Source organism: Pyrinomonadaceae bacterium (assembly GCA_036277115.1).
Taxonomy (GTDB): domain Bacteria; phylum Acidobacteriota; class Blastocatellia; order Pyrinomonadales; family Pyrinomonadaceae; genus UBA11740.
Genome location: DASUNM010000024.1, coordinates 211,615 through 227,086, shown reverse-complemented (window position 1 = coordinate 227,086; position 15,472 = coordinate 211,615). Strand labels below are relative to the sequence as shown.

8 protein-coding genes are annotated in these 15,472 nt (G+C 57.8%); 2 read left to right on the top strand and 6 right to left on the bottom strand.

The features are described 5' to 3' along the window. Positions 1–386 precede the first annotated feature (386 nt). From ggt to VFX97_14475, 4 genes are all read right to left on the bottom strand, one after another. Complete coding sequence (ggt, locus tag VFX97_14490) at positions 387–2,150, bottom strand: gamma-glutamyltransferase (protein ID HEX5704407.1); 1,764 nt, start codon at positions 2,148–2,150, stop codon at positions 387–389. Positions 2,151–2,345: 195 nt separating this feature from the next. Further along, positions 2,346–5,318, bottom strand: a complete 2,973-nt coding sequence (locus VFX97_14485; protein HEX5704406.1) for an FAD-linked oxidase C-terminal domain-containing protein — start codon at positions 5,316–5,318, stop codon at positions 2,346–2,348. 62 nt (positions 5,319–5,380) lie between these two features. Then, positions 5,381–6,676: an APC family permease gene (locus tag VFX97_14480; protein ID HEX5704405.1), complete on the bottom strand. Its 1,296-nt coding sequence runs from the start codon at positions 6,674–6,676 to the stop codon at positions 5,381–5,383. A gap of 230 nt (positions 6,677–6,906) precedes the next feature. Beyond that, entirely contained in the window at positions 6,907–8,442 is a 1,536-nt protein-coding gene (locus VFX97_14475) for a UDP-N-acetylmuramoyl-L-alanyl-D-glutamate--2,6-diaminopimelate ligase (GenBank protein ID HEX5704404.1), read from the bottom strand. Positions 8,443–8,663: 221 nt separating this feature from the next. On the opposite strand from VFX97_14475, the gene VFX97_14470 reads away from it, so the two are divergent. Then, complete coding sequence (locus VFX97_14470) at positions 8,664–10,361, top strand: D-aminoacylase (GenBank protein HEX5704403.1); 1,698 nt, start codon at positions 8,664–8,666, stop codon at positions 10,359–10,361. Positions 10,362–10,581: 220 nt separating this feature from the next. Then, complete coding sequence (locus VFX97_14465; GenBank protein HEX5704402.1) at positions 10,582–13,764, top strand: TonB-dependent receptor; 3,183 nt, start codon at positions 10,582–10,584, stop codon at positions 13,762–13,764. 110 nt (positions 13,765–13,874) lie between these two features. Here the strand turns inward: VFX97_14465 and VFX97_14460 are convergent, their stop codons facing one another. Both VFX97_14460 and VFX97_14455 read right to left on the bottom strand, forming a co-directional pair. Further along, complete coding sequence (locus tag VFX97_14460) at positions 13,875–14,951, bottom strand: tetratricopeptide repeat protein (GenBank protein ID HEX5704401.1); 1,077 nt, start codon at positions 14,949–14,951, stop codon at positions 13,875–13,877. 205 nt (positions 14,952–15,156) lie between these two features. Continuing rightward, entirely contained in the window at positions 15,157–15,447 is a 291-nt protein-coding gene (locus tag VFX97_14455; protein ID HEX5704400.1) for a GYD domain-containing protein, read from the bottom strand. Positions 15,448–15,472 lie beyond the last annotated feature (25 nt).

Genomic DNA, 15,472 nt, shown 5'->3' with positions numbered 1-15,472 from the left:
CCAGTACAGATGCCTTGGTTACATCCATTGCGGAGCTTACTGTTTGCTTTTCGCCTCTTTTCCCTCTGGGTTAGATACTCTGAAGACGAGCGCTATGACGGACTTCAGAACGCCTTTGGAGAAAAGGGCATTGAGCACAAAGTGAAGAACGCCCAGTACTAAGGTGGCTTGGAGGGTGACCTCATAGAAGTGTCCTGTATCCTTGAGTACAGCCCAGCTAAACAGTTTGCTAGATAAGACGTAAGCTCCAATCAGACTTGCAAGGACAGCAATGATGCTAGTTAGATGATAGGTATATTCGCGTCGATTCGACATGACTTTAAGGGAATATTCTAGGCGCCAAATCGCGTATTCGCAATGTAAACAATCTTGCCTACCCAACTTGTTTAATACCCAACCGCCGGACCATCACTCCTTCTTGGATCGGTCGCGCCCAAACGAATGCCGGTCTTGTCTTCAATCATGATCCCTTCGCAGTCGCCGAGGTAGCGCGGCTTGTCGATCAACTTATGGCCGCGCGCGGACAAAGCGCGTTGCGTGTCGCCGGATAGTCCATATGGCTCGAAGACCAATTCATCCGGCAGCCACTGATGATGTATGCGCGGCGCGTCGATGGCCTGCTGAATATTCATTCCGTAGTCAATCACGTTGGTAATGACGCAAAACGCCGTGTTGATGATTGTCGGGCCGCCCGGACTTCCCACCGTGAACCAGAGCGAACCATCTGTGCGCAGCACGAAAGTGGGCGTCATCGCGGACAGCGGACGTTTGCGTGGCGCTACGGCATTACGCTCGCCCTGTATCAAGCCGTAGAGATTCGCCGTGCCGGGTTTTGCGGCAAAGTCGTCCATCTCATCATTCATGAGAATCCCGGTTCCCTTTGCGACGACCGCCGATCCATACGAGTTGTTCAACGTGTAAGTATTCGCGACGGCGTTTCCTTCCGCATCTACGACGGTGAAGTGAGTTGTCTCGTTCGATTCATAACCGAGCGGCTTCCCGGCTTTCACTTGCTCACTCGTAGAAGCGCGTTCGGGATTGATCGTATTTCGCAGTTGCGCTGCGTACTTTTTGTCGATCAAGCCCGCGATCGGAACTTTTACGAAATCGGTGTCGCCCATGTACTCGGCGCGATCCGCAAAAGCGCGACGCATGGATTCAGTCATCAGGTGATAGCGATCCGACGAAGCCCAATCCACCTTCTTCAAATCGTATCCTTCAAGAATGTTCAGCATCTGGATCAGCACCGCGCCTCCGGAAGACGGCGGCGGCATGGAAACGATTTCGTAGCCACGATACGTTCCGCGCACGGGCTCCCGTTCCTTGGCGACGTAGCCACGCATGTCCCCCAAAGTGATCAGTCCGTTGTTGCGTTTTAGGTCATCGACAATCATGCGCGCCGTCTGTCCTTCATAAAACTCATTCGGCCCTCGCTGTTGCAGGCGCGCGAACGTAGCTCCAAGATCCGACTGCACAAAGAGATCGCCTTCGTTGTAAAAGTTGCCGTTGTTCAGGTAGATGCGCTTTGTCTCGGCATATTTCGAAAGGTAATCGTCGTTGCCGCGCAGGGAACGCGACAGTGAGTGGGTCACTCTGAAGCCATTCGCCGCCAGTCTTCTCGCCGGTTCGACCAATTGCGCCCACGAAAGTTTACCGGAGCCATATTTCTTTAGCGCCAGTTCCATGCCGCGCACTGTGCCCGGCACGCCGGCCGCGCGATAGCCAACGATCGGTCCGCCCTCGCCTTTGATGACGTTGCCGTCTTTGTCGAGATAGACATTCCGGTGTGCCGCCGCCGGCGCCATCTCGCGATAATCGATCGCGGTCGTCTTGCCATTCTTCAAACGAATCATCATGAAGCCGCCGCCGCCCAGATTTCCCGCGGCCGGATGCGTTACCGCCAAAGCGAACGCTACCGCAATGGCCGCATCGATCGCGTTGCCGCCGCGCCTCATGATGTCCACGCCCACGCGCGAAGCGACTTCGTTGGTCGAAGCGACAATGCCGTGACGCGCGCGCACCGGTTCGCGTGAAGCGGCGAGCGTTACCGCGGTTAGAGTTGGCGGGATTCGAATAAGCGAAGCACTGACAAACAGCAGCAATGACAGCGCTGAGATATTTCGAATTGATCGATAGCTTGTCTGCGTCATAAGAACCTCTCCGATCGAACTCATCGCTTCGTCAGGAGCGAAATGTTTATAGAACCGCTGACCATATAAATCAACAAGCTCCGACCGGAGCGAAATGCGGCTTAGCCATTTCGCACCTACGGAGCTGCTAACCAAACAATTCCGGTTTTTATGAACATCTCGTCCCAACGGGACGAACTCCTGTAAAGGACCCGATCACTGGAAGCGTCCAGGAGATAAGACGTTATCAGGATCCATCTGCTGCTTCACACGCCTCATCAACTCATCCGCTGAACCAAAGCTGCCCCACGCGTCGAGCACGCGTCTGACCTCGATTGGCGCCCTTTCCACAATTAAACTGCCACCGCGATCTTCTGCTGTCTGCCTAAATCCTTCAAGCGCTCGCGCGGCCTCCTGATGATATAGAGGACTGCGCGCCATCACTCGCAAACGGCCGTCGCCGGCAGAAGCGTGCCAGCGCACCGCGGAATGCCAGGCTTCATCGCTTTCCAACCTGCCGATTTCATCCACCAGGCCGGGCAGCTCGGTGGGGCGAACCCGAGCACTCCAACCGAGATCATAATTAGTCTGAAGCGGCGCGCTGCCCAGCACCTGCCAAAGAGCCGCATCATCGTCATAGAGCGCACAACGAAAGTTCTCATCGCGGAGCGCCTTCAGGGCCTGCGCCGTTTGTGTGATGACCGTTCTGGTTGAGCCGGCGAACCGAATCAACAGTAAACCTTTGCCCGGTGGCGTTTGCAGCGCGAGCGTTTCCGCCAGCAGAGGCGACACGACTTCCACCGCCACGGGAAAAGAATTGTTCGCCGCGAGCCGCCCGGCGACGAGCAATGCTTCGCGCGATCCGACGGCCACAATCGTACGCGTCTCAACCGGCAGAGGCCGCAGTTTGAAAGTGACTTCAGTAATCAGCCCGAGCGTCCCGAAACTTCCGGTGAACAGCTTGCAGAGATCGTAACCGGCGACGTTCTTTACCACTCTGCCGCCGGCTTTGATCTGACGCCCGTCAGCGAGCACGACACGTAATCCAATCACAAAAGATCGCAAAGGCCCGTAACCGAACGACTGTGGTCCGCTCGATCCGGTCGCGATAATTCCACCCAAAGTCGCGCTGCCGTCGTCCGCGGGATCAACTGGTAACCATTGTCCGTTCTGCGCGAGCTGTTTTTGAAATTCAATGAGCGGCAGGCCCGCTTCGGCCGTCGCGACCAAATCGGCGGGCTCATGCGCGATCAGACGATCCATGCGACGCGTGCTCAGAATCAAATCGGCGCGCGACATCAGATTTCCCGCCTCAACGAATGTCCGCGCGCCCGCCGGAACAACTGCCAGGCCTGCACGCGCGGCGAATTGCATAGCCTCGGCGGCTTGTTCGGCAGAAGCCGGCGTGACTTCGATCAATCTTTCAGCGCGTGTGCTCGACTGAAGGTCGAGCGTGTAGTCGGCTAGCCGGCGCACCCCCACATCGCCTAACAGGCGCGAAAGTTCACGTGCGACACGCGTTTCGTTCATGCGTGCGGCGAGCAGCGGTTGCCGGATGGATGCCGACGTCTCCCCCTCTCCCTTTGTGAGAGGGTTGGGGTGAGGGACGAAGTTACGGCGCGCTAAACCCTCAGGCGCGTCAGAACCGCGAGCGGTAGCGACTGGATCCGCACGCAACCGCGAATCAGTGGATGGTGTCCCTTCAAAGGGGCCACCGGATCCGGTCGCTACCGCTCCCGGCTCTGACACGCTGTGCGTTGCCACCGCACGGCCTTCCCCACAGCCGCCCGGCGCAGGAATGATCTTTCCCGGATTACACAGCCCCGAAGGATCGAAAGCGGCACGAACTTGCAGCATCGCGCTCATATCGTCCTCAGAAAATATCAGCGGCAGATAACTGGCCTTGTCTAGCCCAACGCCATGCTCGCCGGTGATCGACCCGCCGGCGCGCACGCAGGTTTCCATAATTTCGCGCCCCGCTTCGCGGACGTTATTCAAATCGTCGCCGCGTCGCAGATCGAAACAAATCAGCGGATGCAGATTGCCGTCGCCGGCATGGAAGACGTTGGCAAGCTGAAGATTGTATTTCGAGCTAATGCGATACGTTTCAGCGAGTACTTCCGGCAATCGCGAGCGTGGCACGACCGCATCCTGAATCATCACATCCGGCATCAGGCGACCGACGGCGCCGAATGCGCCTTTGCGCGCGGCCCAAAGTTTCTTGCGCTCCTTTTCATCGTTCGCCCGACGTACTGAGCGCGCGCCGTGCGCATGCAGAATCGCTTCTACTTTTTCCACGTCATCGTCAATCCCGGCTTCGATACCATCGAGTTCGACAAGCAGCACTGCACCCGCATCGATCGGCATTCCGGCCGCAAACACCGGATTTGCCTCGATGGCGCGGATGATCGCGTTGTCCATCATTTCGAGCGCGGCGGGCAACATTCCTTCAGCGATTATGGCTGAGACCGCGCGACTCGCATCCTCAACCTTCATAAAGTCAGCGAGCAGCGTCCGCACGGCCGCCGGGATCGGTACCAGCTTTACGGTCGCTTCAGTGGCGATGCCGAATGTTCCTTCTGAGCCGACAAACGCGCCTAGCAAATCGTAGCCTGGACTCTTCAAGTCGAGATCTACGATCGAGCCATCCGCCAGAACGACGCGCGCGGCCACGACGTGATCTGTGGTCGTTCCGTACTTTAGGCAATGAATGCCGCCGGCATTTTCGGCGATGTTGCCGCCGATGGTGCACGACGGCTGACTGGAAGGATCGGGAACGTAATACAAACCATAGGGCGCCACGGCGCGTGAAAGCTGCGCGTTCACCAAACCCGTCTGCACTTGTGCGAGCCGATTCTCAGTATCTACCTTCAGAATCTTTCGCATGCGCGCGAGCTCAATTACGACGCCGCGGTTGATCGCGAGCGCGCCTCCCGACAAACCAGTTCCGGCTCCCCGCGGCGCGAAGCTCACGCCTTCGTCGTGCAGTAACGCCAGTACGTCAGCGGTCTCTTCAGTTGAGTTTGGAAACACTACCGCGCGCGGCAGGTGCTTGTGTTGCGGTAAGCCGTCGCATTCGTAAACAAGCAACTCGTCGGGTTCGGAAAGGACATTCTCGTCACCGACAATGTCGCGCAACTCACCAACCAAGTGATCGTCTTCTGGGAATTGCTGCGGACTGGCGGCCATTGGAAATTGTTTTTGACGGGGTGACGTGATGATACACCACGAGCAGGCGAGGATGGCCGAATTTACGAAGAGCGCTTCCGGTAAAACCAATACGCCAGATAAATCAGGAATCCGACGGCGGCGGCAATCGCGGCGACTATCGCTTCGTACAAAGTGCTGTTGAGCAGGAGCCAAACAATCAGAACCAGGCAGGCTATCGCGACAATAGTTCCACCGCGCACGCGGAACACTGCTTCGGGTACGTCTTTCTTCCGCCGCAGCACCGGTAACGCCAGACATGTAGCTGCGTAGGTCACCAGCCGCGCAATCGCGCTGATCGTCAAAGCCGCTACGAACGAACTCTTAAGCGTGAGGATAAACATGATCGCCGCGGTGATGAGGATGGAAACGTGTGGAGTAAAGAAGCGCTGATGAACGGCACCGACGAACTTCGGCAACTGCTTCTGTTCGGCAATCGCGAAAGGCACGCGCGAGCCGGACAGCAAAATAATATTCAGATTGCCGGTAATAGAAATGATTGCGCCCGCGGAAATCAGCGCGCCGCCGGCCGTGCCCAGAAACTGCTGACCGGCGTCGGCCAGAGGTTTTGTCGAATTAGCTAACCCAGGCAGAGTGCCGATGCTGACGACCTGAATCAGCACGTAAACCACCGCCACGACGCCAATCGCAATCAGTAAAGCTCGCGGAAGATCTCTGCGCGGATCCTTCGTCTCGCCCGCCGGAATCGCCGCCATCTCGAACCCGGTGAACGCATAGATCAGCAACAGCACTGATTGGGAGAACGCCCCCGTCGCAGGCGCCGCGCCGAAAGTGAACGCGCCGGGATTGAGAAAGAACAAACCGGCCGCGATGAAGATAAGCAGCGGGATTAGCTTGCCGATGGTGAATACGTTGCTCGCGATCGCCGCTTGCCTGACTCCGGTTATGTTAAGGGCCGTCAGTGCGACCACTACCCCGGTAATGATCAAGGCGCGGGGGATTGTCGATGTTGCGGTTGGCCAGAAAAATGCGAGGTAGCTCACCATCAGGTTGCAGTTCGCGGCAAAGGCCGTCAGCCGCGCCAGCCAAATCAGCCAACCAACTTCGAATGCTACCGTCGGGCCGAAGGCCTCACGCGCATATAAATAAGGCCCGCCGGTTTCCTCGAAGCGGCTGCCAACTTCAGCAAAGCAAAGAATGATGAGCGTGACGACGAGGGCACACGCGATGAAGGCGAGCAGGCTATAGGTTCCGATCAGCGCGTAAGTCTTCGCCGGCAGGCCGAAGATGCCGGCGCCGATAATGCCGTTGATGGTAACGGCGACAAGGTCCCAACGGCGAATACCGCGTACGAGTCCCTCTTGTGAAGTTGGCTTCATCGAGAAATTCGTACGGGTTTACCACAAAGGCACAAAGACACAAAGACTATTCCTCGAGTTTGTGTCTTCGTGCCTTAATGACTTTCGTAACTTCGCTAGGAGTGAAGCGCTTGAAGAACCTCTCTTGCGACTGACGAAATGAAGTCAGTACCATCCGCGTGAGCGGATGGGTCAAAGCGACTTCAAAGCTTAACTCTTTGACCCACCTGCTAACGCAGGTGGTAGTGACCTCATCGCCCAGATCCACGTTCTACCAATGCTTCACGGGCAACTTCCTTATCGTCGAAATGAAAAGTCTCGCGCCCGATGATTTGGTAGTCCTCGTGTCCCTTGCCGGCGATCAGGACCAGGTCACCTTCGCGCGCCTGCGCAATTGCGTGATGAATGGCTTCGCGGCGATCGGCGATCTTCTCGTATGGCTTGCCGGTCTTCTTAATCCCCTCTTCAGCGTCACAGAGTATTTGGTTTGGATCTTCCGTGCGCGGATTGTCTGAAGTCAGAATCACAACATCGCTCAACGACCCGGCTGCTTCGCCCATTGGCGCGCGTTTGCTGCTGTCGCGATCACCGCCACAGCCAAACACCGTGATGATTCTTCCCTTCGTAACATCGCGAGCAGTCCGCAACACGTTCAGCAGCGCATCGTCCGAATGCGCGTAATCCACCACCACGGCGAACTTGCCATCGTGCAGCACGCCTTCGAATCGTCCCGGTGCGCCCGTGCATTTCGCCAGCGCTTTCGTGATCACTTCGAGCGAATAGCCGAGCGAAAGACCAGTCGCGACCGCGGCCAACGTGTTGTAAACGTGCGGCGGGCCGACCAGTGGCGAGGCGAAATCAAGTTCGGTACGCAGGCTTTCAGCCTGCAGCAAGCCGGAGGCGTGCGTACCTTCTTTGACTCGCAGACGAAATCGCATTCCCGCCAAAGAGAATTCCAGCTCGTGCGCGGTTATGTCGGCGTTCGCTTTCACAGCATACGTGACGACGTTTAGACCATCGCCCTTCAGCCGATCGGCCAACTCAACGCCGTACGAATCATCCAGATTGATAACTGAAGTCTTTGGCCGCGATCCCAGCCGCCCATCGAATAGCCGCTGCTTCGCGTACCAGTAGTTCTCCATCGTCTTGTGATAGTCGAGGTGGTCGCGAGTGAGATTCGAGAAGACAGCGACGGCGTACTCCAGCGAGTCGCAACGGTGAAAATCCATCGCCTGTGAAGAGCATTCCATCACCGCGGTCTTGCAGCCAATATTCACAGCTTCGCGTAACATCCGCTGCATGTCCGTGGCTTCCGGGGTCGTCCGGCCGGCCTTTCGTCGTTCTTTGCCAAGCCGATATTCGACTGTGCCCGTCATCGCCACCGGTTCGCCGGCTGCTTCAGGAATCGAGGCGACCAGATACGCCGTTGTCGTCTTGCCGTTGGTTCCGGTAATGCCGACCAAATTCAATTCGCGTGAAGGATGATGATGAACTTCGGCGGCCGCCAGAGCCATCGAGCGGCGAATGTTCTTTACTTGAATCCAGGCTCCGGTGAAATCGGCAGGTCTTTCCGCTTCGGAGATGACGCCTTCAGCGCCTTGTTGCATTACCTGTGGAATGAATTTGTGCGCGTCGAACAACTCGCCGCGGATGGCGGCGAACAAAGTTCCGGCCTTCGCTTGACGCGAGTCATGCGTGACATCTGTGACGACGGCGTCAGATGGGCCGGACGCTTCTCCTTCCGCCACATGGGCGACGTCGGCCACGGTGAGTCTTTTGTTCTTCACGTTTGTCTCAGCAATAAAGCACTTAACAGAATCTTGAGCGTTAGCAAACTTTGGAGTGCGCCGACTTGGCGGCGCTTTTCAATCGCGGATGGCGAGTCTATTCACATGAAAAGCGGCGTCAAGCCGCCGCACTCCGAATTCGCGCTGAAATCAAAGAATCGCGATTATAATCAACGGCGCCGTTTTCCGATATGCGAGGGTCAATGCCGGAGGTCAACAACGTGAGACTGCTGCTCAGCTTGATCTGTTTAGTAATTATCGTCATCAGCTCGATTGATATGACTACATCTTCACAGCCCGCGGCCGCGGAATACGACGTCATCATCCGCAACGGTCGCGTCATCGATGGCAGTGGGCGGCCCGGCGTTAATGCCGACGTTGCAATTAAAGGTGACCGGATTGCGCGTATCGGGAATCTTCGAGGGGCAAGAGCAAAACGCGAGATTGACGCGCGCGGACAAGTTGTCGCGCCCGGGTTCATCGACATGCTCGGCCAGTCAGAGCAGTTTCTGCTGATTGACGGCCGCGCAATGAGCAAGGTCATGCAGGGCGTGACGACTGAAATCACGGGCGAAGGCGAATCAGTTGCGCCCATTAACGATCAGATTCTGAAAGAGCAGGAGGCCTTCAATCGAAAGTACAACCTCACCGTCGACTGGCGAACATTCGATCAATATTTCAAGCGGCTGGAACGTCAAGGCATCGGCGTCAACCTCGGTACGTTTGTCGGCGCGACGCAGGTTCGTGAGTACGTAATCGGCTATGACAATCGACCGCCGACACCCGAAGAAATGGTGAAGATGAAAACCGTCGTGGCCGACGCCATGAATCAGGGCGCGCTTGGGCTTTCGACTTCCCTGCAATACGTCCCGGCGCGCTTCGCGAAGACGGACGAGATTGTCGAGCTCGCGAAAGTTGCCCGGCAGCGCGGCGGCATCTACATCACTCATCAACGGAGCGAGGCAAACGCGATCGATGAATCGATGCGCGAGGTCTTTGAAATTGCCCGGCGCGCAAACATACCGACCGAGATTTGGCATTTCAAAACGGCCTACAAGAAGAACTGGGGCCGCATGCCTGAGATGCTGCGACGCGTGGCCGCCGCGCGCCGGAGTGGCCTCAAGATAACCGCCGATGTTTATCCTTACATTGCCGGCAGCACTTCTCTGAGTGCGTGTCTGCCACCGTGGGCCCAGGAAGGCGGGACCGACAAAATGATTGCGCGCCTGGGTGACATGCGCATCCGGCAACAACTGAAGAAAGAAATCTCAAGCGATCCGAAAGACTGGGAGAACATCTATCTGGGCAGTGGTGGCGCCACTGGAATTCAGATCGCTTCAGTCACAAATCGCGACCTCGAAAAGTGGCAAGGCAAACGCCTGTCTGAAGTCGCCGCCGCTGAGAACAAAGATCCGCTGGACGCGCTTTTGGATTTCATCGTGGCCGATCACGGCCAGACCGGCGCGATCTTTTTCATGATGAACGAGGACGATATGAAGGCCGCTTTGAAGTCTCCGTTCGTCAGCATCTGTACCGACACGGGCGCGCGGGCGACTGACGGGCCGCTATCCGGCGGACGCTCGCATCCCCGCGGTTGGGGTACTTATCCGCGTATTCTCGGCCGTTATGTGCGCGAGGAAAAACTCATGTCGCTGGAGACGGCGATCCACAAAATGACGGGAATGTCGGCGACGAAAGTCGGCTTGAAGCAGCGCGGATTGTTACGCGAGGGCTACTTTGCCGACATTACCATCTTCGATCCAAAGACCGTGATTGACCGCGCAACTTTCGAACAGCCGCACCAGTACCCGGTGGGGATCAATTTTGTGATCGTCAATGGCGAGGTCGAAGTAGACAACGGGCAGCGCACGCCGGTTTTGGCGGGGAAAGTCTTGCGTGGTCCGGGATATGGAAGGTAGCTGAGTCACTCAGCAAGTCCCGGCAATTACACAGGTCAGAAGTAAAAAAAGCCAGCCTTGTCAGTAAATCTGAGAACTGCTCCTTGAGTCCCTCCGAACTAGCAAGTTGAAAACAACGCTTAATTAGTCTTGCGCTTAACCAGGATGCGAGCTATCTTACCCCGCAGAGTACAAAATTTTGGATCCCCCTCCTAATTTTTGCAGAAGGAGCCTCAAAAATATGAAGATTACACTTAGAATTATCGCCTTGGCCGCTGCGCTCATCTTGAGCGTGTCCAGCCTCGGCTTCGGTCAAGAGACGACCGGTTCCATTGAAGTGACGGTGAAAGACCCGCAGGGCGGTGTAGTGCCCGGCGTGACGGTGACCGTCCAGCGTCGCAGCAGCGTTGACGCTGCGAACCCGACCGCCACCGGTACCGGCGCTTTTAGCCGGACGGTGACCACAGACGAGGGCGGCTTCGCGCGCATATTACAGGTGCCGCCCGGCTTCTACACGGTTGCTGTCAGCGCCGCCTCCGGGTTCTCAGGGAGCACAGTAACTGATGTCGAGGTGACGCTCGGGAGAACAACTCCGGTTAACGTCGCTCTGAAAGCCGGCGGTGTGACGGAGACGGTGACGGTGACCGCGACCGACACCCCGTCGATTGACCCGACGAGTAACAGGATTCAGACCAACATCACGGCGCAAGCCGCCGAGTTGCTGCCGAAGGGCACCAACTTCACAAGCCTGCTACAAGTCGCCCCGGCGGTTCGCAATGAGCCACTGAGCGGAGGCTTCCAAATTGATGGAGCATCCGGCTCCGAGAACACCTATGTCATTGACGGCCAAGAGGTTAGCAATTTCCGCACCGGCACTTTGAACGCCAACAACAACATTCCGTTTCAGTTCGTGCAGGAGGTGCAGGTTAAGTCTTCCGGATTCGAGGCCGAATTCGGCGGCGCGACAGGCGGCGTTATCAACGTCGTCACCAAGGGCGGCAGCAATGATTGGCACGGCGAGTTCGGGACCTCCTTCCAGCCCGCTGGCCTGCAGGCTGGCCCGCGCCGCATCCTGACCAATGCCTTCGGCCCGGCGACTTACTTCCAGCCACCGAAGGACGAGGGCACCAATCACTTCCCGACGTTCAACTTGGGCGGCCCGATCATTAAAGATCGCGCCTGGTTCTTCGCGAGTTATACACCACAGATACGCAACACCCGTCGCACCATCAACTTCATTGACACCTCCGACAGCAGCATCGTCGGCACGGAGACTTACAGGTTGCGCCAGGTCAACCAGTATGCATTCACCCGCTTGGACGCCAGCGTCACCAACAACCTGCGCTTCAGCGGCACGTGGTTGTGGAACCCAATTGAGCAAGACGGCGAGCTGCCTTTGCTTTCCGACGCGCTCTCCGGCTCGCCCGTTGACCCCGCCGACCTGAGCGAGCACGGCGGTCGTCAGAATTCGCAGAATGTCACGGGGCAGCTCACGTGGACGCCGAACAGCAAATTCGTCCTCACGGCGCGCGGCGGATACAGCTTCCTCAACGAGGCCATCGGGTCTTACGGCGTGGAGAACATCGTCGGGCAGGCCCGCATTTTCATCAGCGGCCTGAGCCTCACTCCCCCGGCGGAGGCGGGCGGCCAGCGCGGGTCTTTCAACCGCCTTTTCTCGGAGCAGCTCCTGTTCGACGCCTCGCGCCGAAGGACGTTCGACGTCGACGCCAGCTACTACTTGAGCAATTTCGGCGGTCGCCATCTGTTCAAGGGCGGTTTCCAGCTGAACGCGCTCGCCAACGACGTATTCAACACTTTCATTGACCAGGTCTCGATCCGCTACGGGCGCGACATCAATTTTACCTCCGGCATCTCCGCCAGTATCCTTCCGCCGACGCCTGGCGCCATCGGTTCAGGGCTCATTCAGCGGTTCAGCGAGCAGGGGAGCGCGAGCAGCAAGAACCAGGCGATCTACTTCCAGGACAGTTGGCAGCCGACTAGTTGGCTGTCGCTCAACCTTGGCATCCGCGCCGAACGCGAAAACGCGCCCAGCTTCATCCCGGGCCAGCCCAGCATTACGTTTGGCTTCGGCGACAAGCTCGCCCCGCGCCTCGGCTTCGCCGCCGACCTGACAGGCGACGGCAAGACGAAGCTCTTCGCGAGCTACGGCAGGTTCTTCGACCGGTTCAAGTACGAGCTGCCGCGCGGCTCTTTCGGCGGTAACTTCTTCCGCAACGACTACTTCGAGATATTCCCGGGGGACGGGGCGTTCACGAACTTTACCCCGCAGTTCATCGGCGGGGGTACCGCCATCCCGTCGGGCGGCCAGTGCCCGATTCCCGATGCCTTTCCTGGACGAACACGCTGCCAACTCGACTTCCGTGTAGCGTCCAATTCCGGACTCCCGCTCCTCGAAGCGGGCGGAATTGATCCCGACATCAAGCCGTTTCGGCAGAGCGAGTTCACCGTGGGGATGGAGCGCGACCTGGGCAGTGGCTATCTCTTCAGCGGGCGCTTCACGCACAAGCAGGTTGACCGGGCTGTAGAGGACATCGGCTTCCACAACGCCAGCGGCAGCGAAATCTACATCATCGGCAATCCCGGCGAGGGGCTGGCCAAAGAGATATACGCAGACTTTGGCTTTGATTCGCCCAAGGCGGTGCGAAAGTACGACGCCCTTGAGTTACGGCTCGACAAACACTTCTCGCGGCGTTACTACTTCAATGCGAGTTACACGTTTAGCCGCCTGTTTGGCAACTACTCCGGCCTCGCCAGCTCGGACGAGGACGGGCGCACCAGCCCGAACGTTAACCGCTACTTCGACCAGCCGTTCAGCGCCTACACAGCGAACGCCCAGCTCGACAACGGGCGTCTGCCGACCGACCGGCCGCATGTCTTCAAGTTCTATGGCGCTTACACCCTGGATTGGAAAGAGCAGTTTGGAGGAGGCACCGGCCACTCTACCGAGTTCTCGGGCTTCACCACAATGCAGAGCGGCACGCCGCTCACGACGCGCTTCACCTTCCAGAGCTACGACAGCATCATCCTGGATAGGCGCGGCGACCTGGGGCGTACCAGCATGTTCACGCAGACGGACCTCGCCCTCCGCCACAAGATCCGCTTCGGCAGTAGCGAGCGGTTCATGCTGGTGTTCGATGTGGACGTCCTGAACGTTTTCAATGAAAGCAACGACCTGACAGTATTTGACAACATCAGCGGCTTCAACTTCGCGGGAGATGAGATCGGCCTTTCGACCGATTTCATTCAAGCCGGTGGGGACTTCCAGAGGATTTCAACCATCAACGCAATCCGGGCGATCATCAACGACCCGAACCAGGGGGGTGGCCCAGACGAACGTTACGGTCTGACCAACTCTTTCCAAAGCGGTCGAAGCATCCGCCTCGGGGTCCGGTTTATCTTCTAAGGCGGCTCCAGGTCGCCTGCTTAAACTCGAAAGCCCATTCGGGAAACCGGATGGGCTTTCTTTTGTTCTCGCGTAAAGGCGCGGGATATTTCACCCCACGCCGCTTGTGGCTATTTGGCGCCCGCCTTCTCTCTCAATTGTGCGATCAGTTGCCTAATCTTCTCCGCGTCGCGCGCGTCCTGTTGGTTCTTCAGGAAAAGCTCCAACTCGTCGGCAGCCTCTTTGTAACGCTTCTGCTCGCTGTAGACCTCGGCCAGACGCATGTGAACCTCGGCCACCTTGCCGTTGCCCAGCTTGTTGGCGCGTGTGAGCGACACTTCGGCCTGTTGGAGCTTACCCAACTTCTTCAGCGCGACGCCAAGCCAGAGGTGGCCGTTGACCGATTTGTCGTAGAGGTCGACGGCTCGCTGGAAATTCTCGACGGCACTGTCGATCATCCTCAGGTGGTACTGTGCGAACCCGAGGCCGAACGTGCTGGAAAAGCTTCTGGGGTTGACCCCCACGGCCTTCGTGAGGAGGACACGGGCCGCCTCGAAGTAGGCCGGATTCGCGTTGCCACGCACCGCGTATTCCGTGCCCAGGCGGTCAAGCGCAAGGAAGTAGTCGGGGAACGCCGCGAGCGCCTGTCTCAGACTCTCAAAACCTTCCTTCTCTTTCTTCTCACGTAGTTCGCCGACGCCCTTCTCGTAGAGTTTTTGGGCTGCCTCTGGCACCTCCTGCGCGAAGACGGTGCCCGGAACGACGAACGGGCCGGCGTTCACTTCGGGCCTCAGCGTCAGGTAGAAATCACGCTGCTGGATTTCGCTGCCCGTGCCGCCGCCGCGAGCTGAGACATTCGCAATGAGAACCTCCTGCGCCTGCTCCGCATAGACCGTCCCGTAAGGCAAAACTCTGACTCTAAAGCGGCCCTCCGCGAGTCCCGTGAATTCGTAGCGACCGGACGCATTTGTCCGCGTGCGGTTGATGGTCACTCCCATATCATCCAGTAACTCTATAAACACATCCGAGAGCGGGCGACGCGACTCGCCGAAGATATGACCGGTGATGCTGTTCCTCCGAGCCTGCTGGGGGAGGGCGACATTGAGATACGGCCCGGCGGCGCGAGATGCGGTGACGGTAGGAATTTCGACGAATGCGGCGGAGAAGACGAGAGCAAGGCCGAGTACGAGTCGGACGCCTCTGTTCATTATCACCTCCATCTTTAAGCGGAAACCGGTTGGGGAGAAGACCGGAAAATCAGAAACTTCAAAGATGTTTGGAAGCCGCGATCATAGCACACCCTCACCGCGGACTTAGCACTCGTGCCCGCGCGCGGGTGCGTCAAAATAGGAGCAACTCGGCAGGCCAAAGGTATTTCGCATATCGGGCGGCACACCGCAAGAGAAGCGCCTTTTATAACGAGCCGACGATCTTCCGGTATTGATCCTCGGTGAACGCCTTCAGCGTCTCGGTGCTGACGTTTCCCTGTGCGCCAAGTCCGAGCACGGCTTTCGCGTAGGTCTCATCGTCGGGCGCTTCAATTACGCAAACAAGATCGTAACGTCCCATCGTCAGGTACGTGTCCTTAATCTCGACGCCAGTTTTCTTGAACGCCTCGCGTCCGGCGTCCAGGCGGCTCGGACTTTCCTTAGCTTTAGCTATTCCCTGCTGCGTCCAGTTGAGCAGCGCAATGTAAGTTGGCATAGTCTTTCTCCTTCATTATTTGGAG

Excerpts from the sequence above, each read along its gene's own strand:
- ggt (HEX5704407.1), bottom strand. The coding sequence starts at position 2,150 with ATGACGCAGACAAGCTATCGATCAATTCGAAATATCTCAGCGCTGTCA.
- VFX97_14485 (HEX5704406.1), bottom strand. The coding sequence starts at position 5,318 with ATGGCCGCCAGTCCGCAGCAATTCCCAGAAGACGATCACTTGGTTGGT.
- VFX97_14480 (HEX5704405.1), bottom strand. The coding sequence starts at position 6,676 with ATGAAGCCAACTTCACAAGAGGGACTCGTACGCGGTATTCGCCGTTGG.
- VFX97_14465 (HEX5704402.1), top strand. The coding sequence starts at position 10,582 with ATGAAGATTACACTTAGAATTATCGCCTTGGCCGCTGCGCTCATCTTG.
- VFX97_14460 (HEX5704401.1), bottom strand. The coding sequence starts at position 14,951 with ATGAACAGAGGCGTCCGACTCGTACTCGGCCTTGCTCTCGTCTTCTCC.
- VFX97_14455 (HEX5704400.1), bottom strand. The coding sequence starts at position 15,447 with ATGCCAACTTACATTGCGCTGCTCAACTGGACGCAGCAGGGAATAGCT.